This window comes from Acidobacteriaceae bacterium, from assembly GCA_035944135.1.
GTDB lineage: Bacteria > Acidobacteriota > Terriglobia > Terriglobales > Acidobacteriaceae > Granulicella.
Genome location: DASZBM010000002.1, coordinates 1,512,130 through 1,538,542 on the forward strand (window position 1 = coordinate 1,512,130; position 26,413 = coordinate 1,538,542).

Sequence of the window (26,413 nt, forward strand, 5' to 3'; positions counted from 1 at the left end):
TATGCCAACCCTCATCACAGCCCGGCGATTGATCACCGACATCGGATCGGTTGAGTTCCCTGTGCTCATCGTCGGCGACGATGGAACGCTCAGCGATATCAGTTCCGACCCCACGGCCCTTGCGCACGAAGAAGACACGCTTGCCTGCGCGTTCTTTGACGTTCACACGCATGGTGCAATGGGCCACGATGTGATGTCGGCGTCACCTGCGGAGCTGCGCGAGATTCAGCGGTTCCTGGCCCTGCGCGGCGTCGCGCAGTACCTTCCGACGACTGTGACAGCGTCCGTCGACTCCACTCTGCGTGCCCTGGAGTCGCTGGCCAACGCGATAGAGGCCGATCCGCAGCCGCTGCAGGCGCAACCGCGCGGCATACATCTGGAAGGACCGTTCCTCTCGCACGCAAAGCGCGGCGTCCATCCAGAGAACCAGTTGCAGCTGCCGAGCATCGAGCTGTTCGATCGCTTTCAGCAGGCGGCACGCGGGCAGATCTCTCTGCTGACTATTGCTCCTGAGCTCAGTGGTGCTGTCGACCTGATCCTCTACGCAACTTCCATGGGCGTGCGTTGCTCGCTGGGCCACACCAACGCGGACGCAGCCGAGGCGTACGCTGCCGTGGATGCGGGCGCAAGCAGCGCGACCCACACTTTTAATGCCATGCGGGCGCTGGGTCATCGCGAGCCTGGAGTGCTCGGCGTCGCGCTGGACAATGACCGGCTGTATGCCGAATTGATTTGCGACGGCGTCCACGTTGCGCCGGAGCTCGTGCGGCTGTGGTTCAAGGCCAAAGGCCCGGAGCGCGCGATTCTGATAACCGATGCGATGTCTGCCGCCGGCATGCCGGAGGGCAGATACAAACTCGGCGAGTTCGATGTGGATGTAGCCGAGGGACGCGCGTTCCTGTCCGGAGACCTGGCTCGCGGGACCCACACGCTGGCGGGGTCCGTCCTCACCATGGATCGCGCGGTCGCTAACTTCTGTCACTTCACGGGCGCCACGCTCGCTGATGCAAGTCGACTGGCCTCGCACAATCCCGCAGCTATGCTCGGGCGACCGGAGCTGACGCGGCTTGCGCCCGGCAGTCCTGCAAACCTGAACCGGTTCGACCGCAGCGGACGACTCGTTGCAACGTACATCCAGGGCGAACTGGTTACGTAGGTCCGACTATTTGCCCTGCCTCGCACGCCACAAGGCGCCCTCGAGCGGCTGCACGGCGTTGGCGTCTACATCGATTTCCGGCCACGCCGCGTGCAAGTGTTCCTCCATCGCGCGAAGCACTCGCGGAATTTTGCCGAGCACGCTGCCTGTGAACGCAACCCGTGATGCGTCCTCTGACGCACAGTCGGCTGCACGCATCTTCGAGATCACCAGGCTAACCTGCGTCGCAAGCTCCTCGCCTGCGTGGTCGAGCACACCCTGCGCAAGCGCATCGCCACTCTCTGCGCACTCCGCGACGACCGTGGTCAACGAAGCAAAGTCCGGCCGCTCGCGGAGGTTCGCCTTGGCGACCAGCTCGCCCAACTCCTCCAGCCCCCACGCCTGCTGTATCTCGCGCAGCAGACAGGTTTCAACGCCGCGATCGCGCGCTCGCAGACAGGAACGGATGGCCTCAAGGCCTATCCACGTGCCGGACCCCTCATCCCCCAGCACCGGGCCCCAGCCACCGGCGCCTACCGTTGTGCCGCTCGCACAGCGGCCGGTCACGTGCGATCCGGTTCCCGCAATCACGAGCACTCCAGCGCCGCCTCGAAAAGCAGCGTCCAGGGCGATCTGCTCGTCTCCGGTGATGATCGTCTCGCCGCTGACGAGCTCACCGAGTGTCGTCTTCGCCCACTGTCGGACCTCCTCACTCGAGGACCCGGCCAGCCCAAAGCAGGTGCCGGCGATGGAATCACCAGTCACTCCGGCGGATCCAAGCGCCTCGCGCACAATGGCCCGCAACCCCTGAGTCGCGGCCCGCTCCCCTACATTCATCAGCTTCACAGTCGGCCCGGAAGACTGGCCCAACACGCGCGATTCATTTGCAATCCAGCATTCGGTCTTGGTCCCACCACCATCCAACGCAACAAAATAGGGCATCCGTTCACAACTCCCGATGGCACTCCGAGCAAGTCGTGCACCAAGCCCGTTATCATAACCTGCAACGTTGCCTCACGTCAGCGCACCGCAGGAGGAGTAAGCCCGCTTGCCCTGTTTCATCGACGCCCTTGCAACTCTTCTCGCAACGCAGCGGCTCAGCGCCTTCGATCTCGCTCTCGTAGCGGTTTACCTCATCGGCATCACGCTCTTCGGTCTGCGCTTCCGCAAATCCCGCGGCGCCGCCGCAGCCGACCGGTCACTCAAAAGCTACTTCCTGGCTGACAACACGATTCCGTGGTGGGCCATCGCGCTCTCCGTCGTCTCGGCCGAGACCTCCACGCTCACCATCATCTCGATCCCGGGCGTTGCTTTCGCCGGCGACTTCGGCTTTCTGCAGGTCGTTATCGGCTACATGCTCGGGCGCGTCGTTGTGGCGGCACTTTTTCTGCCGCGCTATTTCGCCGGCGAGATGCTCACCGCATACCAACTCATCGATCGCCGCTTCGGGGGTACCCTGCACAAGGTCACCGCGGCACTCTTTCTTGTCACGCGCGCGGCGGCGGAAGGCGTGCGGGTCTTCGCTGTGTCCATCGTCGTCGGCATCGCCATCGGCACGCGCGATGTTCTCTCCATTGCCATCATCTCTGCGCTCACCCTGCTATATACCTTCGAGGGCGGGATGGCTGCAGTCGTCTGGACCGACGTTGTGCAGATGGCGATCTACGTCGGCGGAACGGTCGTTGCGCTGCTTACGCTGGGCTCCCATGTGCAGGGCGGCTGGCCAGTGATTCACTCTGTCGCGGCGGCCGCTGGCAAGTTTCATATGTTCAACTTCGTGCTGAACCTCACGACGACGTACACCTTCTGGGCAGGCGTTCTCGGCGGCACTTTCCTCACCATGGCCTCGCACGGTACGGATCAGCTCATGGTTCAGCGGCTGCTCGCTGCGCGCAATCTGCGGCAGTCCACAGCGGCTCTGCTCAGCTCCGGCGTGGTCATCTTCGTGCAGTTCGCGCTCTTCCTGCTCATCGGCGCTGGCCTCTACGTCTTCTATCAGCAGCATCCCGGTGCAATCTTCCGCACTAACGACTACATCTTTCCCACGTTCATCGTGCGCGAGATGCCCATTGGCGTCGCCGGTCTGCTCGTTGCTGCGATTCTCGCAGCGGCAATGTCGAACCTTTCGGCTGCGCTGAACTCGCTCTCCTCCACAACGGTCGTTGACTTCTACATGCGATTCCGCCCGAATGCTGATAACCGCGAGCGCGCCATGATTGCAAAATCTTCCACCGTGCTGTGGGCGTTCGTACTCTTTGCCATCGCGGTCTATTCAGTGAAGGCGGGCGGTAAGGGCCACGTCGTCGAGATCGGCCTCTCGATCGCTTCGGTAGCATACGGTTGCCTGCTCGGCGTCTTTCTGCTCGGCACACTCACGCGTTTTGCTAACGAGCGCGGGGCCATCATCGGCATGATCTGCGGCTTCATTCTCAACCTTTGGATTTGGCAAGGAGCATTCCCTGTGCATCTCGGTCCCATCACCATCCCGCACATCGCCTGGACCTGGTACGTCCTCATCGGCGCTGCCGCCACGTTCCTCATCGGTGCTATTGCCAGTCTCTTTCTCGGCAAGCGCACGCGCCCACAACGCACCGCTGCTGTAGCTGCTGCTCTTCTGCCTTTGCTTTTCCTGCTGTCCTTCCGAGGCGTAGCTGAAGAACCTGCTATTCACCGCGGACAGGTACAAGGGCCGGCTACCGTTCCCGCGCCGGACTTCAGCACCGCCGCCGCGCTCATCAACGACGCGATCACGTATCACCATCTCCCCGGCGCCGTCCTCCTCGTTGGCCACAGTGGCCGCGTGGTCTTCGAGCACGCCTATGGCGACCGCAAGCTTGCCGGCGAACCGGGACTCAACGGCGAGCCCTCACCGGCAGAGCCCATGACCGAGGACACCATCTTCGACATGGCATCGCTCTCGAAGAATCTCTCCACATCAACCAGCATCATGCAGCTCTACGAGCAGGGAAAGCTGACCTTCGACGAGCCCGTCGAGCAGATCCTCCCGGCGTTTAATCCCGACCACGATCCAGAGCGCGCGAAGGTCACCGTGCGCATGCTGCTCACGCACTACTCGGGCGAGCCAGCTGACATAAGCCTTAAGGACGCTTGGGGACTCGCAAAGCCCGACAAGGCCGAGGGGATCAATCGCGCGCTCACCACGCCCCTGCAATCAGAGCCGGCCGAGGTCTTCCGCTACTCAGACATCAACTTCATCCTCCTCGGCGACATCGTCGAAACGCTCTCCGGGGAACCGCTCGACGTCTATGCGCAGGAGCACATCTTCAAGCCCCTGGGCATGACCGAGACGCGCTACCTCCCCATCGACAAAGCCTGCGGTCCGCACAAGATCATCGGCGCAGCCATCGCATGGGCTCCGGCTCCGCGCGGTCACATGCGCTACACCTGTCCCGTTGGCGACTGGAGCACTTCCCTGCTCCCACGCATCGCACCCACAACGCACGATGACGAGTCGAAATCCAACCCCGGCGCCAATCCACACTTCGACATGCTCACGCGCGGTACCGTGCACGATCCAACCACTCGTCGCATGGGTGGAGTCGCGGGCCACGCAGGTGTCTTCTCCACCGCGCACGATGTCTCGCTTTTCGCGCAGGCGCTGCTCGATCGCCTCGCTGGCCGTCCTTCCAACTTTCCGCTCAAGCAATCTACGCTCGAACTGATGACCACGCCCGAGCAACCTGGCTACTATGCCGGAGAACTCACCCTGGCCAACACCGCGGAACAAGCCGCGATCGTCCACGGTGAAAAGGGTGCAGCTCCATTGCTGGCTCCGCGCTACCCTGCTATCCACGGGCAGGACCTGCGCGGGTTCGGCTGGGACATCGATACCCCCTTCTCCAAGCCCCGCGGCATGATCTTCCCGATCGGCAGCTTCGGCCACACCGGCTTCACTGGCACTTCTCTCTGGATGGATCCGGGCTCCGACACTTACGTCGTCCTGTTGGCAAACGCAATTCACCCACGCGGAAATCCGCCAATTTCTAACTTGCGCGGCGAGGTGGCAACTGCAGTGGCTCACGCGCTGGAGCTGTATACCGGCTGTCCCGCGAGCACATTCTGTAATGTGGCAATTTCCGAATCATCTAATCTGCAGACGCACACCCTCACCGGCATCGACGTCCTCGAATCCGATCACTTCGCCGACCTCACAACTCTCGCTGCACAGCACAACAACACGCTCCGCCTGGGCATCCTGACTAACCAATCCGGTGTAGACGCGCACGGCCGCCGCACCATCGACATTGTCTCGACTGACCTGCCGAAGATCATCCCCGGCGCGAAACTAACGACGATCTTCTCGCCCGAGCACGGCATCTTCGGCAAGCAGGACACAACCTCCTTTGGCCCAGAGACCGACCCCACGACCGGCCTCCAAGTCACCTCGCTCTACGGCCCCCACGACGCCGACAAGCGCCCATCACACGACCAACTTGCGAACCTCGACGCCGTCGTCATTGACCTGCAGGACGCCGGCGTCCGCACCTACACCTACGAGGCCGTTACGGGCTACTTCCTCGAAGCCGCGGCGCGAGAGCAGCGCGACTTCCACCACATGCTCAACATCGTCGTGCTTGATCGACCTGATCCTATAGGTGGCATCGCCGTGCAAGGTCCGGTCTCAGATCCTGGCCATGACAACTACACCGACTATGGTCAGGTCCCCATCCGCCATGGCATGACGCTCGGCGAACTCGCACGCTTCTACAACGGCGCGCGGCACATAGATGCTCCGCTCACAGTGATCGCAATGCAGCATTGGACGCGCGCCGAGTTCTACGACCAGACCGGCCTGCCCTGGGTGGATCCCAGCCCTAACCTGCATAACATCACCGCGACCATCCTGCTGCCCGCACTCACCCTGCTTGAACCCACCAACGCCAGCGTCGGCCGCGGCACGCCCACACCCTTCGAACTTTTCGGCGCCGGCCTTCCACCAAAGGACAAGACCACCGGCGTCCAGCCACGAGCATGGTTCCGCGCGGCCGACGTCGCCGCCGCGCTTGATGCCCGGCACATCCCCGGCGTCGCATTCGCTGCGACCACTACAACCGTCGACGATGACCCGATCCATCCCTTCCACGGCCAGACCATCGAAGCGGTGCGCATCGCCGTCACCGATCGCAACACACTCGACTCGCCCGAACTCGGCGTCGAAATCCAAAGCGTTCTGCATAAGCTCTACCCCCAGCAGTTCCATCTGGACCGCGGGGCGAGGTACCTGGCCAACTCCGCCACACAAGACGCAATCGCGCGCGGCGACGATCCGCGCACTATCGCCGCGACATGGCAACCCGCGCTCGACAACTACAAGTCTGCACGCGAGCCATATCTTCTCTACAAATAGCTATCGCTTCGAGGGAATCGCATCCCAGATCGCTGGATCCTCTTCGCCCAGCACCCACGAACACACGCCCTGCAAGCCACGCTGTTTCGCAAGTTCATAGCGATCCATGAACGCGCGCTTGTCGGTATAGAAGACCCACTCGCGTGTCTCGTCGCGCGTGATGTAGAACCACGGCGTGTGGTCGTCATCGTCCCACTGGAGCTTGCCGTTATAGCTCGAGCGCAGAAAGTCCGCATTCGTAAATGAGATTGACTCCGACGTCGGATTCGGATGCTGCTCCGGCTTGTTCAATCCAGGATCACCGGCGAACCAGTGGTATCCATAGAGGGCGATACCGAGCGAAAGCTTCTCCTTCGGCACATCCTTCAGGGCATACTCCAGGTTCTCAATGGTCCACTGCCATCCATCCACCGGCCCCGGCGCTGTATAGCGCGAGTGCTGATCGTAGGTCATGAGGCAAATCAGATCGACTGACTCGGCCAGTGCCTTCAGGTCATATCCGCCGCGCCACTCCTCGAACATCCATCGCGCGTACGGGAGCGACCCGGCATACCCGGGCGCATCCGGCACAGTGGCGATCTGCACCTGCAGTCCTGCAGCGTGCAGCACATCCGCGCTACGCTTCACCAATGCCGAGAGCCCGTCGCGCTCCACCCACAGCACGTGCTCCAAGTCGAATTGAATCCCGGCATATCCATGCTCCTTGCACTCACGCACAAGCGCGCGGTTCATCACATCCTGCGCCTTCACGTCTGCGAACAAGTCATGAAGCTGCTGCTTATCGAAGAGCACGACGATCGGAATCACCTGCACGTGCGCGGCTTTTGCTTCGCTCAGCACTTTCTGATCCGGTTCGCCAGAGACGAGACCGTGCCCATTCACCGCGTACCAAGTCGGCACAAGGATATCGATCTTGTCCTTGTGCTGCTCAAACGAGCGCACACCCGCGGCGTTCTCCTGCATGTAGAAGAGCGTCTTCTGCGCCGTTGCACTCACCGATGCAACAGATGACACACAAACCAGCGCTACGGCGATCGCGAGCTTCACGCAAAACCCCCTGAATTGTTTCAACCCATTGTGGCATCCAGATCTCGCGGCGCCGGGAATCTCTCAAATTTGCCAAAGAGACCTAAGAGTGGTTCTAATCTATGGGAATCGATTACTCTCCTTCTTCGGCATGTATGCCATTGAAATCGCTTGACCGTTCGGACACTGAAAGGACCCCTTCCATGACGTTTTCGCGCAGAGAGTTCGTTGGTGGAGTAGGCACCAGCCTTGCCGCTCTCGGTGCCGCGGGGCTGTCTTCCCGCAGTGCTGAAGCTCAATTGATCTATCAGCGTGCCGACTGGGACTTCAACGAGTTTGACAAGCTTGTGCACTCGCCTGCGAAGGTCAAGCAGGTCTATGACATACGCCCAGTTGGCGAAGGCAAGTTTCTCAATAACGTAAAAAATTCTCTGAACGGATTCATTTACGGCTTCGGCATTCCCAGCAGCGAAATCAAGATTGCCGTAGCTCTCCATGGCCCATCGAACGCCGTGGCTTTCGATGACTCCATGTGGGAGAAGTATCGGCTTGGCGAGTTTGTCGAAGTAAACGATCCTGCAACCGGCAAGCCTGCCACGCGCAACATCTTCTTTCCGTCCAGTGGCAAGGGCTCTGACAATCTTCAGGACGCCTCTTCCAAGATGCAGGACCACAGCGTCCGGGCGCTTCAGAATCGTGGGGTCAAGTTCCTCTCCTGCCATACGGCGACAGAAGAGCAGGCTGCGGCGATGGTCAAGAAGTTTTCACTTAGCTCGACTCCTGAAGAAGTCGTGAAGGATCTGCAGGCGCACGTGCTTCCTGGCGTGCTGATTGTTCCCGCCATGGTCGCGACCGTCGCGCTGCTTCAGTCGGAAGGCCACTTTACCTACATCACCGTTTAGCTGGGGCACATGATCAAGGAACTCACGGCTCTGCTTACTCTTTCGATCTCACTTGGCGTCTCTGCTCAGCAGACGACGCCTCCGTGGAGCGGCGGCAGAAACGATCCTGCCCCCTCGCAGGGCTTCGTGTTCCAGGTTCCTGACATCGACAACGTTCCCGACCTTCACGGCGATCCGATCGACGCCAAACTGGTCCTTTTCATCGGCGGGAATCAGTTCTTTGTCATGCCGCGTCTCATCGCCGGCTTTGAAAAGCTTCACCCGGAGTTGGCCGGTCACATCTTTTACGAGACGCTTCCTCCCGGTGTCCTGCTGAAGCAGATCAAGGCAGGAAACACTCTGACGCTCGGCAATCTCACTCTCGACATCGTGCCGGATGTCTACGAGGCCGGAGCGAACGCGCTCAGGTCGATGAAGCAAACGGGCGAGGTTGGAGAAGTCGTCAGTTACACCACAAACGATCTTGAGATTATGGTTGCGGCGGGCAATCCGAAACACATCGCGTCTCTCAAGGATCTCGCCCGTCCCGATGTCAGGGTAGCGCTTCCTAACCCGGAGTTCGAAGGCATTGGCAGACAGGTGCAGGTTGCGTTGACGAAGACCGGCGGCGACGCGCTCGCCACTGAGGTCTACAAGACGCGCGTCGGCCAGGGCGGAGTGGTCCTCACGCAGATTCATCATCGCCAGACGCCGATGCGCATTCTCACCAAGCAAAGCGATGCCGGTGTGACCTGGACCTCTGAAGTTCTCTTTCAACAGAAGCTCGGCAATCCGATTGAAGGGGTTGAGATCCCCTCCCAATTGAATACTCCGGCCACATATGCGGCGGGTGTGCTGAAAAGCGCACCGCATCCGGAAGCAGCACGCGCGTGGATACACTACCTACAGTCAGATGAAGCGCAGGCTGCGTACCGCGAATTCGGTTTCAAGCCGGTAGCAGCGGAGAGTGCTAACCAGTGAGTTCCCGTCGCAACGCGGGGCTGGCAATGGCTGTGATCCTGCTGATCTATTGCTCGGCAATCGTCGCTGGCTTTCTGGTTCACGATCTCTCGTTCAGCTGGTGGGACAATCAACTTCACGCCACAGACTGGCAGCCTCCCAGCTACTCGTCGATTCCTGATGGCGCTCTTGGCGACAGCATCCGGCGCGGTGCCGCGATCTTCAACGAAACGCCGCTCTATGCCTCACAAAATACGGCGAGCAAGATTCGCTGCTCTGACTGTCATGCCGGGGGCGGGATTCAACCCTACTCGTCGCCGATGGTCGGGCTGCCGAAGCTTTTTCCGATGTACAACGAACGCGCCGGCCACATGATCAGCATGAAGGATCGCATTCAGGAGTGCTTCGTCCGCAGCGAAAATGGCAAGCCCCTCGACTATGACGGCGACACGATGAAGAACCTGGTCGATTACATCGACTGGCTCTCGCAACCTGAACCCGGCCACAGGGCCTTCAAGGGAAGAGGTCTGGTGAAGCTGCCCAATCTGACACCCGACCCCAAAAACGGCGAACAGATTTACTACTCACAATGCGCGGGCTGCCACGGAAATGACGGCGCCGGTCTCGCTCCCATGTTTCCTGCCCTCTGGGGTCCAAACTCCTTCAACGATGGCGCGGGCATGAATCAGATTCCCAAGATGGCAGCCTTCGTTCAGCACAATATGCCACAGAATCGGATGGGCATCCTCACTCCTCAAGAGGCCTACGATGTCGCTGCATTCGTTCACGAACATCCGCGGCCAGCCTTCAATCAGGCATACAAGCACTACTGAGCTCAGTCTGTGCTCCGAAAGATTGTCGGCGCCCATTTGAGGGCGAGCAGGAACCGCATGACGGGATCCGGCTCAGTGGTCCTTGCCGGGATACCCATTCCTCACCTCATGCCATCTAACATCACATGGGATCAGTCCATAGAGAGATGGTATTGTAATGAGGATTTCCTCAACAGGAGTAATGCAATTCGCTTCACTCGCGCTCTGCGCGATGCTCGTAAACGGCGCGATGGCGCAACAGAGAGATTCGGCAACCCCGCCTCCAGTTGCCACAGTTAGCCCCGCCGATCCGGCTGCCGCAACGACGGCGATGGCGCAGCCGCCCTACACGATGACCAAGAACGAACTGAAGCGACAGCGAAAGCAGCAGAAACTAGACGAGTCCGCAGCCAACGCTACCAGCAAGGCCGCCAGGGCACACGCTGCTGTCGACAAGGCGAATGCCAAATCCAAGCAAGCTAACGATCGGCAGTTACAGGCCCAGGAGAAGGCCGGCCAGGTCACATCGGTCCAGCCGACAACCGTCCCAGAACCCGCCGCCCCAGTGCCGGAAACTACCCGTCTGCCACAATAGGCGGCAAAGGGCCCGCCACTACCTTCATCTGAATGCCCTCATTGAGCTCGCTCGCTGGGGTCGTTTGCTATAGCGATGTGTTCTATTCTCAGCGTGTTGCCAGCCGCTCCGCTCCTTGGACGCCCGCGTATTCTCGAAGTCTGTTTTTCGGCAGGTTCGGGCAAGGTAATGGTAGAGTTCTATTAGTCGAACATCCAAACATGGTTACGAAAAATAACTCAAATAAGCCTGAACAGGGCTCGAACACCTACTCGGTGCCGGCGATTCACCGGACGGTAGATATTATCGAGGCGCTCATCGCGACCCGAACGATGACGGTGAGCGAAGTAAACCAGCAATTCAAGATTCCAAAGAGTTCGGCCTATGCCATTCTGCAAACGCTAAAGGCTCGCGGCTACGTCCACAAGGATGATCAGGACCGTTACTCGCTTACTCTGAAGTTGTTCTCGCTGGGAAGCGAACTGATCGCGGGCATTGACCTGCGCCGCTCCACATACTCTTTGCTAAAAGAACTGGCTGACAAAGCGCAAATCACCGCGCACATCGCCGTGCTCGAAGGCACACGAGCCGTATACATCGAAAAGATTGAAGTGATGGCGAGCACACGGCTGCGCACGGAGGTGGGCCGCACACTTCATCTGCACTCGACCGGCATCGGCAAGGCTTTGCTCGCGTTTCGCCCGGAGGATGAAATCGACCGCATTCTCGCCATGATCGAGCTGCCCGCATTAACCCCCAAAACAATCACAGACCGGGCCGCACTCAAGAGGGAACTCGCGAGGGTTCGGGCGCAAGGTTACGCGGTCGGCAGCGAAGAGAACGAGATCAACATACGCGCTATAGGCGCTCCGATCTTTGGGCCTGACGGGCGAATCGTCGCCGCCGTGAACCTTGGCGCGACGACACTGCAGATGAAGCCGAAGGATGTTCCCCCGCTCGCTGCGCTGATCAAGGAGTACGCCACGAAGATGTCCGAGCGGCTTGGCTATCATGCGAGCCGCCCGTCGAATTACTAAGCGTAGCCCATTGCCTTCAGATTGGCCGCGGCTTGCTCCTGCACCCTTTTGTAGAGACTATTGCCATGGGCGTCGATGGCGACGATGAGTGGTCCAAAGTCCTTGACGCGAAACTTCCAAAGGCACTCGGGCATCAGGTCTTCCCACCACACCTTCTCGATCTCCTCAATCTGCAGCGTCTCGAGAGCAGCGGCGCCACCAACGATGGCCAGGTATACCGCACCGAACCGCTGCATTGCATCGACACTTCCAGGTAGCAAGCCCCCTTTACCAACGATCGCACGGACGCCGTACTGCTCCAGCAGTCCGGGAACAAAACGGTCCATGCGTGTGCTCGTGGTCGTACCAATAGAAACCTTCTCGAATCCGCCGTCGGGCCGCTTACGCACGCCTGGTGCAGTATGAATGCAAACGGCGCCGGTTAGGTCGGCTGGTGGCGGCACTCCTTCGTCAAAGATACGTTGCTGAGTTGCATCGCGAATGCCGAAGAGCGTGCCATCCAGGAACACGCGGTCTTCGAGCTGAAGCTTGCGCATCGTGCTTTCGTCGAACGGGGCGGTCAAGTGATATTCGCTCATGGTTTCGGATCCTATGCAACAACTGGAACTGCTTCCTGTTCGGGCAAGCGCACGTCGCCAGCGGCGGTGATGACGGCCTCGGCCCGCTCGCCTCGCCAGCACTGCAGGTTCACGGCCACCGGATTCTGAGTGATGTGCGTGTGTGCCCACTCGATGTGCACGGCTAATGCGGTGGTGGCACCGCCAAGCCCTTGCGGACCAACGCCGGTGCGGTTGATCTCGTCGAGAAGCTCCCTTTCGAGCTGTGCAATCTCGGGGTCCTCGCTCACGGTTCCGATTTTCCGGAAGCAACTTGCCTTCTTTGCGAGTGCGCAGGCAACGTCCGACGTGCCGCCCAAGCCGACGCCAACGATAACCGGCGGACACGGCTTCGCGCCCGATTCAAAGATGCACTGCAGTACAAACTTGTGAATGCCGCGGATTCCTTCCGCAGGAACGAGCATGCGCAGGAAGCTCATGTTCTCTGATCCTGAACCCTTAGGCGCCAGTGTGAGCTCGATCTCGTCCGAGTTTGCGATGAAATCGAAGTGGAGCGCGGGAATGCCCTGTCCGGTGTTGTTGCCGGTATGCTTGCGCGTGAGGGGGTGAACTGTGTTCGATCGCAACGGACGCTCGCGGGTGGCACGTGCACAGCCGCGCGTCAGCGCCGCCTTGAGCTCGGTCATCGTCACCGGTGCGTTGTCGCCGACCGTTACATGGAAGATCGGTAGCCCGGTGTCCTGGCATACGAGCATTCCCTCACGGTCGGCGACCTCGATGTTGTTGAGGATCGTCAGCATGAGCTGATTGGCGGTCTCGTTTTTTTGCGCTTCCTCAGTCATCTGGCCGCGCTTGAGCGCCGCCCGAACGTCCTGGGGAATATCTTGTAGCGCTCGGATGTAGAGGTCGGCTGCCGTTCGTTCGATCACGTCATAGATATTCATAGGGTCAGATCCTCGGTGCTGCTACGGATTCCGCAAGCTCAACCTCCGGCGAGGCAATGCGGGTGAACCTCACGGGAAGATAGCTCACATCGATGTGATCGCCGTTCTTGACGAGCCGAATCCGCTTGAGCCACTCCGGATCCGGTTTTGGAAAATCGCTGCGGAAGTGAGAGCCGCGGCTCTCTTCTCGCAGTAGCGCCCCGCGCGCGACAAGTTGCGCGTTAACGCAGATGTTCATCACATCCAGCGCTTCGTTCCACTCGAGGTTGAAGGAAGTCTCGGGATTCGCACTTTGGCGCGCCGCGCGCTCGCTGATCTCAGCAAGTTCTTCGAGCGCGCTGCAAAGGTCTGCGCGATTGCGTACTAGTCCAACCTTCTCCCACATCAGGTTCTCGATCTCGCGGCGAAGATTGTTTGGGCGTTCACCCTCAGGCAAGCGCAGCGGCACACTCCAGCGCTCGCACATGTCTCGGATTTCCGCTTCTGACACCCGCGCGCGCACGTCTTCAGGGAGTGATTGCGACATCACGTCACCGGCACGCGCTCCAAATACAATGGACTCCGCCACACCGTTGCCTCCCAGGCGATTGGCACCATGCACGCCCGACGCGTCTTCGCCCGCGGCAAAAAGACCTTCGAGCGAGGAGCGACACTCGATGTCGATGTGCACACCACCCATCTGAAAGTGAGCGCTCGGCGAAACCTCTACGCGATCATGCAGCAGGTCGAAGCCGTTATCGGCGCAGCGCTCCACCATGCCAGGGAAATTCTCGAGCAGGAAAGCTTCGCCCATGTGGCGCGCATCGATCCACACGCCACCGTGCGGGGTGCCGCGGCCGGCCATGATTTCGATGTAGCTGGAGCGTGAAACCACGTCACGCGTGGCTCGCTCAAGCTTTGGATCGTAACGTTCCATATAGCGCTCGCCAAGCCCGTTGATTAGCCACGCACCAGCTCCGCGCAAACCTTCTTCGAGGAGTCCACCGGTTGCAATCGACTTACCCACTAAGAGGCCGGTGGGATGAAACTGGAGCATCTCCGTGTCACTGAACGCGGCGCCAGCGCGCCATGCCATTGCCATGCCGTCCCCGGATTTTTCGAGCGAGGGCGAAGAGATGCGATACATCCGCGCACCCCCTCCGGTAGCGAGCAACACGGCGCGCGCCGTCACCGCGACGAAAGTGCCAGTGCGGCTTTCGAGAAGGAGTGCGCCAGTTACGCGATTGCCCACTTTTAGGAGTTCGAGCCCGCGTGTTTCCTCGAGTACGCGCACGGGACTTTCGAGGATGTAGTCGCGGAGGTTGGACATGATCTCGATACCAGTGAGATCGCCGCGATGTACGGTCCGGTCGAAAGACTGACCAGCAAAGGGCTTCTGATGTACCGTGCCGTCTCTGTTGCGATCGAACATGCAGCCAACGCGATTTTCGAGCTCTACGATGCGCTTGGGCGCCTGGGTAACGAGAAACCAAGCGAGTTCCTGGTCATTCAGGAAGCCTCCGCCGCGAACAGTGTCCTCGAAATGGCGCTCGAACGAGTCCGTCGGGTTGAGAACCGCGTTGTATCCGCCCTGCACCATGCGGGTGCATCCACTCTGGCCAAGGAGTCCCTTAACCACAACCGTGATGTCGAGTTTCGGCGCATGGGTATGCGCATGCAGCGCCGCCATCAGCCCCGCACCGCCCGCGCCGAGGATAAGGATGTCCGTGTTGAGGGTCTCGATCTTCATAGATTGTGAAATGCCAGCACGCCCCAGACAGCCCACGCCACACCCACAGCTACGATTAGGGTTAGCGCGACATTCGCGCCGCGCGGTCCGATCTTTCCGTAGTCGAGCAGGATGTTATAGAAACCGTTGAGGCCGTGATAGAGCGCGATGAGGAGAAAGCCGATGTCGATCGCCTGCCAGACGGGGTTCGAGATGCGCGTGAGTATTGCCGTGTACGTGAGGTCGCCTCGCAACAATTCACGGGACATGAAATGCTCGACCCAGAAATGCGCGATAAGCAACGGCACGAGAAGCGCGCCGGTGATGCGCTGCATATACCACGCGAATGCGTTGCGAGACATTCGCCTCTACCTCCTCACTACCGAGTTCAGAAACATTGGCAACGCGCCTGCGATGAAGATCGCCAATCCCCCAACCACTGCCAGAGTCCAGAACAGCGTTCGGTGATGCTTGCTGCGCGCACCGGCGTCGATGATGATGATGCGCACCCCGTTCAGCGCGTGCAGGATAACCACGAGCAGCAGTGCTATCTCAAGCAAGCGGAAGAACGGGTTGTGGAAGGTGGCCATGGCGCCGTCAAAGGAGGCCTGGCCGCCGCTGATATGGTGCACGGTTTCCACATGCAGCAACAGATAAAAGAGCAATAGGAGACCCGTGACCCGCTGGATCCAGAACGCAGTCATGCCGATCAACGGCACCACATACGTCCGGAATAAAATGCGCGGCGGTGTCATGCGTCGAGGCTCCTATCCTTGAACAGAAGGTTGCGCTTGAAGAAGCCGATGCTGCTCGCGAGGTCGATTCCCTTAGGACAGACGGTCACGCAGTTAAACTGCGAATGGCAGCGCCACACGCCGTCACGCGAGCCGTTGACCACGTCGAGCCGCTCGGCTTGCGCGGTGTCGCGCGGATCAAGTACACGAAGGAGCGCTTTGTTGACAGCTGCGGGGCCCAGATATTGCTTGCTTGTGGCAAGCACGCCGCATGCCGCAAAACAGAGGCCGCAGGTGAGGCAGTCGCGCTTGCCTTCTGAGTGCTTGGTGTAAGCGGAGGTCGCCGGGATGATAGCCAGTTCTTCACCGTTTTCATCTCGTGGGCGCAGACGCGGCAGAACCTTCTTCCATTGCTCGAAGAACGGCGCCAACGATACGACGAGATCGCGGATGACTTTGAAATGCGGCAATGGTGAGAGGTAGATGTCGTTCTCTTCTATTTGGCTGAGGCGCGTTTTGCACGCGAGCCGCGACACGCCGTTGACCTGCACGCCGCACGTGCCACACATGCCTACTCGGCAGGAGCAACGGAAGGCAAGGGTGGGGTCCTGCTGATGCTGTACGTTGAAGAGCGCATCCAGCACTGTAAATTCAGGCCGCGCTTCGATCGTGAAGCTCTGCACGCGAGCCCTGCCGTTGTCACTCGATCGGCGGATGAAGAGGCGTTTGTTCATTTGGTAGAACGGCTGCACCACATATAAAACACAACGGCATGCGAGCTTGTCAATTGGAAATCGTGAGATCTCAAAAGAGAGGACGCTATGGCCGCTTGGCTACGACCCGTGAGTTATTGCTTAGGCGGCTCCGCTACAAACGTGGTGGCCAGTACGCCGATATTTTCCACCTCGATCTCCACGCGGTCCCCAGGCTGCATGAAGACCTGCGGTTTGCGATGAAAACCTACTCCTGCCGGAGTGCCTGTGCTAAGCACGTCTCCCGGCTCGAGTACAAGGGTCTGCGAGAGGATGGAAATGAGTGCCGCGGGCGTAAATACGAGGTTGCTTGTATTCGAATGCTGCAACAACTGGCCGTTATGGCGAAGGCTAACCTCGAGATTCTTCGGATCGGCGATCGCATCGATAGTCACCATCCAAGGGCCGAGCGGTCCGAAGCCGTTGCAGCTCTTGCCGCGGAACCATTGTTTGTCCTGTCGCTGAAGGTCGCGGGCGGAGACGTCGTTCATGATGCTATAGCCGGCGACGCAGGCTTCGGCTTCCTGCTCACTGACCCGGTCTGCACGGCGGCCGAGAATCACAGCGACTTCGGCTTCATAATCTACTTGTTTCGAGAGGGCGGGGAGCGGGACTTCCGCACCGTGCGGCACGACCACCTGTGTCAGCTTGGTGAAGAAGATGGGCGACTCCGGTGGCGGCAGGTTGTTCTCAGCGGCGTGATCAGCGTAGTTCAATCCCACGCAAAAGATGCGCGCGTCGCAATCAACCATCGGGGCGAGCTTTGCTTCGTTCAGCGGTGCACCTGCGGAGGCATCACGCATGAGCTGTTCGCGCAGCTTGTCGGCCGCCTTGCGAGCGGCCTCACCGCCGTGCAGCCACTTGCCAAGCGACGCAAACTCCGGTTTGTTGCCCGATGCCTTCGAGAGGTCGTATACGCGTTCGCCTTCAACCAACGCGAGCACGCGCTCGCCGGCATTGTTGAGGATGTTCGTCAATTTCATAGTCTGTTCACCATCCGCAGAAAATTGGTGCGAAGAATCTTTTCTTTCGCGTCATAAGAGATGCGCGAAGTGAGTACGCGGCCGATGGTCATCGCCGCTTCGAGGAAGGGAAGGTCGGAGCCGAACAGGATACGCTCTGCGCCTAGGCGCTCGACACAGTGCTCGAGAATCAGGCGATGGTTCTGCGATCCGGAGAGATCGAGCCATAAGTTCTCGGCCGCCTCTGCTGCTTCAATCGCCTGCATGTAGCCGCGCCATGTCACACCCGAATGCCCAAGCAGAATACGCGCGCCGGAATGGTCTTTCGCGATCTTCGGAAACAGCAGCGGGCCACAGTTCGGGTCCGAATCCCACGTGTGCACGAGGACGATCGCATTGTGTTTGTGTGCGTACTCCCAGATGGGTTTGTAGTTCGGGCCGGTGACCGGATATTTGTGCGTTCCCGGGTGCAGCTTGATGAGCGGCGGCTGATGAAAGTGCTTCCAGCGCTCCAGTTCCGCGACGGCCTGCCCTGGCGGGTTCGGATTCACAGTGATATAGCCGAGGAAACGATTCGGATACTTCTGGAGCACCGGTGCAACCTCGGCGTTGCCGCGCGGACAGTCGTTATAGCAGGCGAGCGTTGAGGTGACGGCGAGCAGTTCGATGTTGAGGTGGTCCATCACGGCAACTATCTCGTCCGGCTCGGCCTTGTAAGCGGGAAAATCCGGGTGCACGCCGATGTGGCCGTGGCAGTCCGCGATGCGAATCGGCGACCTCATCGTGCACCTCCAAACTGCGCACCTGCAAGCAATCGACGCAAATTGCCACCTGCGACGGCGAGACGGTCTGCGGTTCTAATTCGCGCGCTCGAAAGCACCGCAAGCGCCGACGCCGGTGTGTAGAGCGGCAATCGGGAGCCGAAGAGAACACGTTCCGGTCCGCGCGTCTGGATGAAAGCTTCGAGCTGGCGATGCGCAAGATAGGTAGAAGAATCGAAATGCAGGCTTGGATAGCGATCGAGCAACGGGAATAGATAACGATCTGCACGATAGCCGGTGTCAAGCAAGACCAGCGGAAGGCGTGGAAAGTTTTTGAGCAAGGTCGCGACGCCGGACCAGCCGACGTCAGATGCGACGATCAAGGTAATGACGCCACTCTCCTGAAGGAACGAGAACAATGGTCCTGCGCACCAGCTCTCCAGCGAAAAGTTGTGCTGACCTGACGAAGGCGTCAGCCGCACCGCGACGGGTTCCCGCGCGGCCAGCGCTTCCACTGATTTCATGTCCGGAAGCGCACCCCAGACTGGCACCATCTGGGGTCTCAGCTCTCGCGAGAGCGTCTCATTGCCGAGTGCGACGTCATACTCTTCGGTCTCCCAGTGGGAGACAAGGGCGCGCTGAATGTGAAACTGCTCCATCTCCGCGAGGAGGCCGTCTGCATCGAGTGCGAGCTGGCCGTTTACACCTGAGGAGCCGAGTCGCACGTTGACATCAAACAGGTCCCAATCCGCAGCTTCTTGAAACAGCGATTGGGTGGTGCGCTCCGACAAGATCTGCTCTCCTTATTGCCATGCTGTTTGGCGCCGCAAGCTTTCATTGCAACATACAGTGAATCGAATTGGGCTGAGCTAAGACTTCCCTATGGCTTCCAGCACAGGCACGGTTGACGCCAGAGTCTGCACCTTGCGGAAACCTTCGAGCACATCGTCCACGTCGCGGTCATCTCCAAGAAAGACCGTATGGTTTAGCCAGATTCCGTCCTTGCAGACGCGCTCGGCTTCCGGCAGATACAACGATTGGTAATCCTGCGCGGCGTGCCACCCACTGCAGCGCGCGAGAGATCCGGTGTGCCTGGCGAAGACTTCGTTTCGGTACAGCGGCGCGGGATATGTTGGCTTGGCGGGAATACCTTCAGCCTGCAGCGCGCGGATGACTGCGTCGCGCTCCAGTCCGGCGAAACCCTTCGAGTCATAGCGTAGGGTAAGGAGGTAGTACGGATGGCGCTCAATGCGCGGGTCATCGGCCACGAGTGTAATGCCGGAAATATGCTTGAGGCCTTCGCGGAACCGTGCAACGTTCTTTGCGCGCAGCTCGGTCTGAGCAGGCATCTTCTTTAGCTGCTCGCATAGCACGGCGGATTGGAAACCAGTGATGCGGTAGTTCGTGCCCAGCGTGTAGTGATCGAACCATCCACCGTCACGGCGTCGGCCTTGATTGCAGTAGGTCCAACACTTATCAATCAGCTCTTCAGATTTGCTGAGGAGCATTCCGCCTTCGCCGGCGGTGATCAGCTTGAAAGACTGGAAGCTGAACGTTGCGACGTCTCCCCAGCCACCGACGGGCACGCCTTTCCACTTCGCGCCGTGTGCGTGAGCGGCGTCCTCGAGGAGCTTGAGTCCGTGCCGTTGCGCCACCGCCTGGAAGGCGTCCATCTCAGCCGGGCGTCCGCCAAAGTGAACGACCACGATCGCCTTCGTACGCGCCGTGATCGCAGCCTCTGCAGCCCGAACGGAGAGGTTAAGCGTTTCGGGGTCAATGTCCGCAAAGACTGGCGTTGCATGGCAGAGCATGATCGCGCTCGCCGAAGCAATGAACGTGTACGGCGGAACGATAACCTCATCGCCGGGACCAATCCCCATGGCTTTCAGCGCCACTTCAATCGCAATCGTGCCATTCGAGCACGCAACTGCGTGCGGTACTTCGTGATACGCAGCGAAACTCTTCTCAAGCTCCTTTACGCTTTCGTGGTAGCCGCCCCATGAGCGGCTGTGCAACACGCGGAGCAGCGCCTCTTCTTCACTGTGGTCGTACTGCGGCCAGGGAGCGAATGGCGTGGTACGAACCGCAGGCCCTCCAAGCATCGCAAGTGTCACAAGCTATTCCTTTCCGATACCGTGGTCGTACATGTAAAAGCCGTTGAAACAATGCCGTCACAACACTATTCTGAACCTGTTCTACATATAGAACAATGATTCTGTATATTAGTTGTGAGCGGAGAGGGATGTCAAGAATGTTCTAGACACTCTGGAAGGAGAACGGGCTGTGCCTTGTCGCAAAAATGTTTTATTGCTCATCCTTTTGGCGCCTGTGATTGCGTCTGCGCAGGGACCACTCACATCAGTGACACACGTTACGACCGAGCCGGACGGTCGGTTCTTGGTCGACGGCAAACCCGTCTTCCCCATCGGCTTCACCGCGGGACCGCCGGCCGATGCAAAGGATCCGGGCGGCAGCAATGGCATGGCGGTGTTGCGCCGCGAGGGCTTCACCTTCCAGCAGTGGCAGTGCCCAAAAGGCCAGTGGGGTCCTGCGAAGGAAGCAGAGCTAGATGCGCTGATCAAAGCCGCCGATCGGGAAGGTCAGCATATCGTCATCTGGATCGGCGACCTCGAGGATGCGCAACCTTCCGACACAACAAAGTTCGCGGAGCTGCAACGTGTCGTCAACAAATACCGCAACGATCCCGCGATTTTTCTTTGGAAGGGCATCGACGAGCCACAGTGGGGCAAGGTACCCGCCGAACACCTGCGTGCGTTTCACGACCTGGTGCATGAACTTGATCCTAACCATCCGGTCTGGGTGACGCAGGCACCGCGTGGGACGGCCGATGACCTCGAGCCCTATTCGAAGTACTTCGACGCAGGTGCGATCGACATCTATCCGGTCAGTTATCCGCCTGGCATCCACTCCGGCAACGGTAATCGCAACCTTAGCGTCGTTGGCGATTACACGCTCGAGATGCGCAAGGCCGTCGACTACAAAGAACCCGTGATGATGACACTGCAGATCTGTTGGAGCGGTGTTGCGAAGCCCGGCAGGACACTACGCTTCCCCACATTTCCAGAGGAACGCTACATGTCTTATCAGGCGATCATCGACGGCGCACGCGCCCTGCTGTACTTCGGTGGCACATTGCCGCAGTGCCTCAACCAGCGCGACGCAGCGCTCGGTTGGAACTGGACGTTCTACGACCGCGTGCTGCGTCCTGTACTGGACGAGTTGAGTCCCGCGAGCCCGCTCTATCCTGCGCTCATCGCGCCAAACTCAACGCTCGCGATTAAGTCCAGCGGCGGACCGGCGCTCGAGCACCTTGTTCGCCAATCTGGCAACTACATTTACCTGCTTGCAGCGAAGCGAGAAGGCGAAACGGTACAGGTCAGTTTTTCTGGCCTGCCCGCCGGCATCACTGACGGCGAAGTACTCTTCGAGGAGCCGCGCCACGTGCAGGTCGCGGACGGCGCCTTCACTGACTGGTTCGGACCGGACGAGGTGCATGTCTATCGCTTCCGCAGGCCGTAAGATTAATCTCCACGATAGCCGCCCTTCGCCGCATCGCCGCAGCCATCTGTTCTTTGGAGTTATTTGCGAACCATGAAGAGACGGCAGTTCCTTCTTCGCTCCGCCGCAGCGGGAGCCGCGCAGTTCGCGCCCGCTCTTGTGCCGGGTGTGACTGCTGGCGCACAACACACCAGCTCGCAACAGCAACCGCCTCTCGGCCATACGCTGTCCGAGCTTCACGTGATGTACCATCGCGATTTGTTCGTTGACTGGCTGCCCTTCATGGAACAACACGTGATCGACCGTGAGTACGGTGGCTTTCTATGCAATACGGACTTCGACGGCACGCATGTGGACTACGAGAAAGAACCGCTGTTTGAAGGCCGCGGCATGTGGGTTTACTCCACTCTCTATCTGCGTTTTGGGCGTGATCCGCGCTATCTTGAGGTGGCGCGCCGCAGCGCCGAATTGCTGGAAAAATCTCAGCCGCCTGACGACACGTTCTGGTGCAACACCATTCATCGTGACGGCTCGCCCGCCGGGCCCTCAGGCAAGCTGATCCCTACCGACGTCGGCATCGCCGAAGGATTCGCCGCGTACGCACAGGCGACAGGCAAGCAGGAATATCTAGATCGCGCGAAGCGCCTGCTCCGCAAGTGTATCGAGGCATACGACCGTCCGACCTACAATCCGGCCGTTGGCCGCACTTACTTCGGCGAAAATGCTCCGCCGCTTCCCGGCGCGCGCATCATGGGCAGCGCCATGATCATGCTGCGGTCGGCAGCACAGATTCTCGCCGCCGATCCGGATCCGTATTTTGATCAGTTCGCGAAACGCTGTGCCTCGATCGTGCTGGAGCATCACTTCAACCCTCGCTATCGCCTTAACAATGAGCTGCTGCAGCATGATGCTTCCCTGCCCGGCACGCCCTACGATCAGCTCGTCAACCTCGGCAACACGCTGGAGATAACGTGGATGCTGCTCGACGAGGCGACGCGACAGCACGATGAAACAATGCTTCGCACGATTGCCGATCGCTTTCATCGTCATGCCGAGGTCGCCCGAGATCCCGTGTATAACGGCGTGTTCCATACTCTGCGCAACGTCGATCAAAACGATTATGTACTGACGAAACTGCTCTGGGCGCAGGAAGAAACGCTGACTGATGCTCTCTATATCTATGATCGTCTTGGCGAGCCCTGGGCCGCCAAACTCTTTACCGGCATGCATGCCTACGTCCGCCGCACATTCCCGCTCACAGCACACGGTTCTCCCATCTGGATGTACCAGACCGGACGGCAGGCAACGTTCGAGCAGTTCTCCCTTCTTGGAAAGCGCATCGAGAACTACCATCACCCCCGTCACCTCATGCTCACTCTCTTGCGCCTTGAGGCAATGCTTCATTGACTCGAACTTGAAATGCGTTTTATATATCGTCTTGTTGTTCTACATATTGTACGGAGTTTTTCGCGCAGCTACTTCCTGCCCTAGTCATGCGATCGACAACGCCGCAACGCGCCGCAACACTGCTTGTGAGTCTGCTACTTGCGCCGCTGCTTGCCTGCGGTGCAACGCACTCCGTCTCCTCTGCACTCGCACCCTGGATTTTTCATGCGGACTGGAGCGGCGGCTTCTCCGGCTGGATGAGCTTTCCGCTCGCGCAGGACATCGGATACGACCCGACGCTGTATACCGTGAAAGTCGGAGAAACAACGGCTCTGCAACACAACTTCAATTCACACGGCGAGCCCACGTCATGGTTCGGTTTTATCCGCCCGCTCTGCTTCACTGCAGACGCACGCACTCGTTTAGTAGTGCGCTATCGTCTTGATCTGAGTGCCGCTCTTGCGGAACCCGAGCTCATTTTCGTTGGCCTTGACGGTCATCGCCACACGACGCCGCTCCCTGGAGGCAACGGCGAGCACAACCTGGCAATCACAGGCGCACAGCTTCATCTCGCGACCGCGACGCCTATCGTGGCAATCATCCTCCGCGGAAGACTCGAACACCCGCCGCTGTATTCCAAATCGCGCTGGCTGATTGAGAATTTCGAGCTTCACGCAGAGCGCGCTCCGGAGGTTGTGCTCGCAAGTCCGAAGCTCGACGCGACCGTCGACGGCTCTCAAGTCGCCGACATCACACTGTCGCCGAGCGGCGCCCTAAAAATCGAACGCGTATTTCCTTCCCTGCCCGCGACGATCAGCCTCTACGATCCAACGGGCGCAAACGCAGGGTCGCAGGACGTCCCCGCGGGCACAGCTGCGGCTTCCCTGTCCCTCAATGCAGCAGCTCAGCCGGGACTATGGAAGGCTGAAATCGCACAGGGCTCCGCGCGCACGAGCTTCCGGTTCCTCGTACTCGGATCCATTCCACCCCATCCTCGGGTGCTTCTTTCGGCGAATAGGCTCGAAGAACTGCACACTGAATCTCGCTACGCTGACCTCCGGAGACAGATCCATCAACACGCCGAGACACTCGCGACAAAGATCGCGTTCAACCCTGAGGCAGGTGACAACATCGCTCTCATGCCGTCAGGTCGTGGCATCGGACCCACCGAGCCGGCGCAGCTCAAGCCTTATGTGGAACTCGTCGAAGACTACGCCGACGCCATTGCCTACAATGCACTCGACTACCGCCTCAACGGCAATAAAGCCGCGCTAACGGCCGCACGCAGGGCGCTGGACGCGATGATGCAATGGCCCACGTGGGTTCCGCCGCGCTTCCAGCAGCACGGCCTCTATACCTACTACGAAGTCGGTGTCATTGCGCAGCGAGTCGCATTTGGTTATGACCTCATCGGGCCGGAGCTCACTTCGCCCGAGAAAGAGAAGACCGCCGACGCGTTCTGGAAATGCGTTATTCAGCCGGCCGTCAATGAATACTTCTCATACAATCGCGATCCCATTGCCGCGAGCAACTGGATGGCTAACTCCGTTGGCGGCGCTATTGAAGCAGCTGTGGCAGTGGCGGGCGATACTCCCAACTGGCGCGAACGTGAGGGTCCCGCGCTTGCCAAACTGGAGTTCGCCTACGAGCAGCTGCTCCATGGGCTCTTCTCCGGTGATGGCAGTGAGTCTGAGCCTTACGGATACGAAAACTTCGCAATGCAGGGCATCAGCTGGGGCATGAGCTCACTCAATGCACTTGGGATTCATCCCGCCGGCAGCGAGCGGATGATCGACGGCTTTTGGTGGCCATACTACGTAACCGTAAGGCAAGGCCTGCAGCTTGACACCGGGGATTTCAACGGTCATCTCACCGGCCTGCCTGGGTTCGCATGGGGCGCGGCAACCAGCGGTATTCCTGAGCTGCGAGCGCTCTATGACACGGGAACTAACCTCGATTTGATGCAGACTGTTGAGACCAGTCATAACGGTCACTTGCTCGAGGAACGCCTCGGTCCCATCGACCTTGTCTGTTGCTCCAAACCTGCGCAGTCATTTACGCCGCCTCCAACTTCGCGCATCTTCCCGCTTCGTGGAAGTGCCGCACTGCGCAGTGGATGGAGTGACGATGCAACCATCATCTCTCTGCGCGTCGGCCCTTGGTTCAACCATCAGCATGCCGACGAGGGCAGCTTCCAGGTCGCGGCGTTCGGCACAACACTGATCGACGAAGCAGGATACACGAACTACTACACCGACCCGCGCTACGCCGACTACTTCAGCCAATCGGCCGGGCACAACACTTTGCTCGTGGACGGGAATGCTTTCAGCCAAACAGCAATTGCCAGCCGTTTCTGGCCCGGTTTCCCCGCCCCACACTTCACCTCACATTTGCTGGCTGGCGGGATTGATTATCTCGCCGCTGACCTCACCGACGCATACGACGGCGTGCTCGAGCACTATGAACGCGAGTTCTTCTTCCTCAAACCAGGTGTTCTAATCGTGCGCGACCGCGTCCGCTCCCCCGCGCCCCACGTATTCTCGTTTCTGCTGCACGCTCCTGCCGAATCGGGAGTGACAACCAACGGCTCATCGGCCATCTTTCAAACGAAGACCGCTGCTGCTTTGATATCCGCCACCGGTGGCAATGCGACCTGGACGGTCGCTCAGGAACCCATCTCGTCCACGCTATTTACTGACCTCGATCATCAGCAAATCAAACCACGGCAGGAGATTCAGCTTTCATCCTGGAAAACCACGACCGCGCAATTTCTTGCCGGCACAACTTTCATTCGCGGCAATCCAACACTACAGAACGCGTTGAAACCTTTGAACTCAGATAACGCCGTCGGCTTCGCTGCGACTGCCGCGAACGAACCGCCGCGCATTCTCTTTCGCTCGCATCCGGGAGCGCTCGTTCTTGGAGCCTTTTCTACAGACGGCGATGCACTTGCGCAAAACTCCGCCGATTCGTATCTCGCAATCGCTGCTAGCCAAATACAAGAGAGGGGGCACCCCTTTCTTCGCTCCAATGACCCTGCTGACATCCTGTGGCAGCGCTCCGGCTCAGCGCTCGAACTTCACGTCTTTGCCGCGAAGAGCACGACCCTTCAAGTTGCTGGCGACAACTCCGCACGGTCTGTCACTGTTGACGGCAAAGCGATTCCGGTCCGCTACAGCGACAATATGATTGTCGTGCCGCTCTCAGGTGACGAGGAGCATCATGTGTCTATTCAGTAACGAAAAACAGGGAAGCCTTACGATTTAAGTTTCTGCAAATCTCAGGCGAAGCCTAAGT

Annotated in this window: 22 protein-coding genes; 10 read left to right on the forward strand and 12 right to left on the reverse strand. The window is 59.5% G+C overall.

All coding sequences use genetic code 11. The features are described from left to right. Window position 1: 1 nt before the first annotated feature. Complete coding sequence (gene nagA / locus VGU25_08940; GenBank protein ID HEV2577324.1) at window positions 2-1,156, forward strand: N-acetylglucosamine-6-phosphate deacetylase; 1,155 nt, start codon at window positions 2-4, stop codon at window positions 1,154-1,156. 6 nt (window positions 1,157-1,162) lie between these two features. Here the strand turns inward: nagA and VGU25_08945 are convergent, their stop codons facing one another. Further along, the gene (locus VGU25_08945; GenBank protein HEV2577325.1) at window positions 1,163-2,077 is read right to left on the reverse strand and encodes a BadF/BadG/BcrA/BcrD ATPase family protein; all 915 of its coding nucleotides are present in this window, start codon (window positions 2,075-2,077) and stop codon (window positions 1,163-1,165) included. Window positions 2,078-2,183: 106 nt separating this feature from the next. Between VGU25_08945 and VGU25_08950 the strand changes: the two genes are divergently transcribed. Then, the gene (locus tag VGU25_08950; GenBank protein ID HEV2577326.1) at window positions 2,184-6,503 is read left to right on the forward strand and encodes a sodium/solute symporter; all 4,320 of its coding nucleotides are present in this window, start codon (window positions 2,184-2,186) and stop codon (window positions 6,501-6,503) included. On the opposite strand, the gene VGU25_08955 is transcribed toward VGU25_08950, so the two are convergent. Further along, on the reverse strand, window positions 6,504-7,550 hold the full coding sequence (locus VGU25_08955) for a glycosyl hydrolase family 18 protein (GenBank protein ID HEV2577327.1): 1,047 nt from the start codon (window positions 7,548-7,550) through the stop codon (window positions 6,504-6,506). 182 nt (window positions 7,551-7,732) lie between these two features. Between VGU25_08955 and VGU25_08960 the strand changes: the two genes are divergently transcribed. The 5 genes from VGU25_08960 (at window position 7,733) to VGU25_08980 (ending at window position 11,793) form a co-directional block, all read left to right on the forward strand. After that, entirely contained in the window at window positions 7,733-8,431 is a 699-nt protein-coding gene (locus tag VGU25_08960; protein HEV2577328.1) for a hypothetical protein, read from the forward strand. 9 nt (window positions 8,432-8,440) lie between these two features. Further along, entirely contained in the window at window positions 8,441-9,391 is a 951-nt protein-coding gene (locus VGU25_08965) for a substrate-binding domain-containing protein (protein ID HEV2577329.1), read from the forward strand. Continuing rightward, window positions 9,388-10,203 (forward strand): c-type cytochrome, encoded by an 816-nt coding sequence (locus tag VGU25_08970; GenBank protein ID HEV2577330.1) that lies wholly within the window; start codon window positions 9,388-9,390, stop codon window positions 10,201-10,203. The genes VGU25_08965 and VGU25_08970 overlap by 4 nt, the downstream gene beginning before the upstream one ends. Before the next feature lie 181 nt (window positions 10,204-10,384). Next, window positions 10,385-10,777, forward strand: a complete 393-nt coding sequence (locus VGU25_08975; GenBank protein ID HEV2577331.1) for a hypothetical protein — start codon at window positions 10,385-10,387, stop codon at window positions 10,775-10,777. A 200-nt stretch (window positions 10,778-10,977) separates the two neighbouring features. Beyond that, window positions 10,978-11,793, forward strand: coding sequence for an IclR family transcriptional regulator (locus VGU25_08980; protein ID HEV2577332.1), 816 nt, complete (start codon window positions 10,978-10,980; stop codon window positions 11,791-11,793). Here VGU25_08980 and VGU25_08985 read toward each other — a convergent pair. The 10 genes from VGU25_08985 to VGU25_09030 all read right to left on the reverse strand — a co-directional run bounded on the left by VGU25_08985 (window position 11,790) and on the right by VGU25_09030 (window position 20,325). Beyond that, window positions 11,790-12,371, reverse strand: coding sequence for a FumA C-terminus/TtdB family hydratase beta subunit (locus tag VGU25_08985; GenBank protein HEV2577333.1), 582 nt, complete (start codon window positions 12,369-12,371; stop codon window positions 11,790-11,792). The genes VGU25_08980 and VGU25_08985 overlap by 4 nt on opposite strands. A gap of 11 nt (window positions 12,372-12,382) precedes the next feature. Further along, on the reverse strand, window positions 12,383-13,294 hold the full coding sequence (locus tag VGU25_08990; GenBank protein HEV2577334.1) for a fumarate hydratase: 912 nt from the start codon (window positions 13,292-13,294) through the stop codon (window positions 12,383-12,385). Between the two features lie 4 nt (window positions 13,295-13,298). Next, window positions 13,299-15,023 (reverse strand): FAD-binding protein, encoded by a 1,725-nt coding sequence (locus VGU25_08995; protein ID HEV2577335.1) that lies wholly within the window; start codon window positions 15,021-15,023, stop codon window positions 13,299-13,301. Next, entirely contained in the window at window positions 15,020-15,364 is a 345-nt protein-coding gene (locus VGU25_09000; GenBank protein ID HEV2577336.1) for a hypothetical protein, read from the reverse strand. The genes VGU25_08995 and VGU25_09000 overlap by 4 nt, the downstream gene beginning before the upstream one ends. A 6-nt stretch (window positions 15,365-15,370) precedes the next feature. Then, complete coding sequence (locus VGU25_09005) at window positions 15,371-15,757, reverse strand: hypothetical protein (GenBank protein HEV2577337.1); 387 nt, start codon at window positions 15,755-15,757, stop codon at window positions 15,371-15,373. Continuing rightward, window positions 15,754-16,488: a succinate dehydrogenase/fumarate reductase iron-sulfur subunit gene (locus VGU25_09010; protein HEV2577338.1), complete on the reverse strand. Its 735-nt coding sequence runs from the start codon at window positions 16,486-16,488 to the stop codon at window positions 15,754-15,756. Before VGU25_09010 ends, VGU25_09005 begins: the two co-directional genes overlap by 4 nt. 95 nt (window positions 16,489-16,583) lie before the next feature. Further along, entirely contained in the window at window positions 16,584-17,471 is an 888-nt protein-coding gene (locus tag VGU25_09015; protein ID HEV2577339.1) for a fumarylacetoacetate hydrolase family protein, read from the reverse strand. Continuing rightward, window positions 17,468-18,232: an amidohydrolase family protein gene (locus VGU25_09020; GenBank protein HEV2577340.1), complete on the reverse strand. Its 765-nt coding sequence runs from the start codon at window positions 18,230-18,232 to the stop codon at window positions 17,468-17,470. Before VGU25_09020 ends, VGU25_09015 begins: the two co-directional genes overlap by 4 nt. Continuing rightward, window positions 18,229-19,002, reverse strand: a complete 774-nt coding sequence (locus tag VGU25_09025; protein ID HEV2577341.1) for a hypothetical protein — start codon at window positions 19,000-19,002, stop codon at window positions 18,229-18,231. The genes VGU25_09020 and VGU25_09025 overlap by 4 nt, the downstream gene beginning before the upstream one ends. Window positions 19,003-19,080: 78 nt before the next feature. Continuing rightward, window positions 19,081-20,325, reverse strand: coding sequence for a DegT/DnrJ/EryC1/StrS family aminotransferase (locus VGU25_09030; protein ID HEV2577342.1), 1,245 nt, complete (start codon window positions 20,323-20,325; stop codon window positions 19,081-19,083). 169 nt (window positions 20,326-20,494) lie between these two features. Here VGU25_09030 and VGU25_09035 point away from each other — a divergent pair, with 169 nt between their 5' ends. The 3 genes from VGU25_09035 to VGU25_09045 all read left to right on the forward strand — a co-directional run bounded on the left by VGU25_09035 (window position 20,495) and on the right by VGU25_09045 (window position 26,355). Beyond that, on the forward strand, window positions 20,495-21,751 hold the full coding sequence (locus VGU25_09035) for a hypothetical protein (protein HEV2577343.1): 1,257 nt from the start codon (window positions 20,495-20,497) through the stop codon (window positions 21,749-21,751). Window positions 21,752-21,823: 72 nt separating this feature from the next. Next, window positions 21,824-23,137, forward strand: a complete 1,314-nt coding sequence (locus tag VGU25_09040) for an AGE family epimerase/isomerase (protein HEV2577344.1) — start codon at window positions 21,824-21,826, stop codon at window positions 23,135-23,137. Window positions 23,138-23,223: 86 nt separating this feature from the next. Continuing rightward, window positions 23,224-26,355, forward strand: a complete 3,132-nt coding sequence (locus VGU25_09045) for a heparinase II/III family protein (GenBank protein ID HEV2577345.1) — start codon at window positions 23,224-23,226, stop codon at window positions 26,353-26,355. Window positions 26,356-26,413: the final 58 nt, after the last annotated feature.

Excerpts from the sequence above, each read along its gene's own strand:
- nagA (HEV2577324.1), top strand. The coding sequence starts at position 2 with ATGCCAACCCTCATCACAGCCCGGCGATTGATCACCGACATCGGATCG.
- VGU25_08945 (HEV2577325.1), bottom strand. The coding sequence starts at position 2,077 with ATGCCCTATTTTGTTGCGTTGGATGGTGGTGGGACCAAGACCGAATGC.
- VGU25_08960 (HEV2577328.1), top strand. The coding sequence starts at position 7,733 with ATGACGTTTTCGCGCAGAGAGTTCGTTGGTGGAGTAGGCACCAGCCTT.
- VGU25_08965 (HEV2577329.1), top strand. The coding sequence starts at position 8,441 with ATGATCAAGGAACTCACGGCTCTGCTTACTCTTTCGATCTCACTTGGC.
- VGU25_08975 (HEV2577331.1), top strand. The coding sequence starts at position 10,385 with ATGCAATTCGCTTCACTCGCGCTCTGCGCGATGCTCGTAAACGGCGCG.
- VGU25_08980 (HEV2577332.1), top strand. The coding sequence starts at position 10,978 with ATGGTTACGAAAAATAACTCAAATAAGCCTGAACAGGGCTCGAACACC.
- VGU25_08985 (HEV2577333.1), bottom strand. The coding sequence starts at position 12,371 with ATGAGCGAATATCACTTGACCGCCCCGTTCGACGAAAGCACGATGCGC.
- VGU25_08990 (HEV2577334.1), bottom strand. The coding sequence starts at position 13,294 with ATGAATATCTATGACGTGATCGAACGAACGGCAGCCGACCTCTACATC.
- VGU25_08995 (HEV2577335.1), bottom strand. The coding sequence starts at position 15,023 with ATGAAGATCGAGACCCTCAACACGGACATCCTTATCCTCGGCGCGGGC.
- VGU25_09000 (HEV2577336.1), bottom strand. The coding sequence starts at position 15,364 with ATGTCTCGCAACGCATTCGCGTGGTATATGCAGCGCATCACCGGCGCG.
- VGU25_09005 (HEV2577337.1), bottom strand. The coding sequence starts at position 15,757 with ATGACACCGCCGCGCATTTTATTCCGGACGTATGTGGTGCCGTTGATC.
- VGU25_09015 (HEV2577339.1), bottom strand. The coding sequence starts at position 17,471 with ATGAAATTGACGAACATCCTCAACAATGCCGGCGAGCGCGTGCTCGCG.
- VGU25_09020 (HEV2577340.1), bottom strand. The coding sequence starts at position 18,232 with ATGAGGTCGCCGATTCGCATCGCGGACTGCCACGGCCACATCGGCGTG.
- VGU25_09040 (HEV2577344.1), top strand. The coding sequence starts at position 21,824 with ATGAAGAGACGGCAGTTCCTTCTTCGCTCCGCCGCAGCGGGAGCCGCG.
- VGU25_09045 (HEV2577345.1), top strand. The coding sequence starts at position 23,224 with ATGCGATCGACAACGCCGCAACGCGCCGCAACACTGCTTGTGAGTCTG.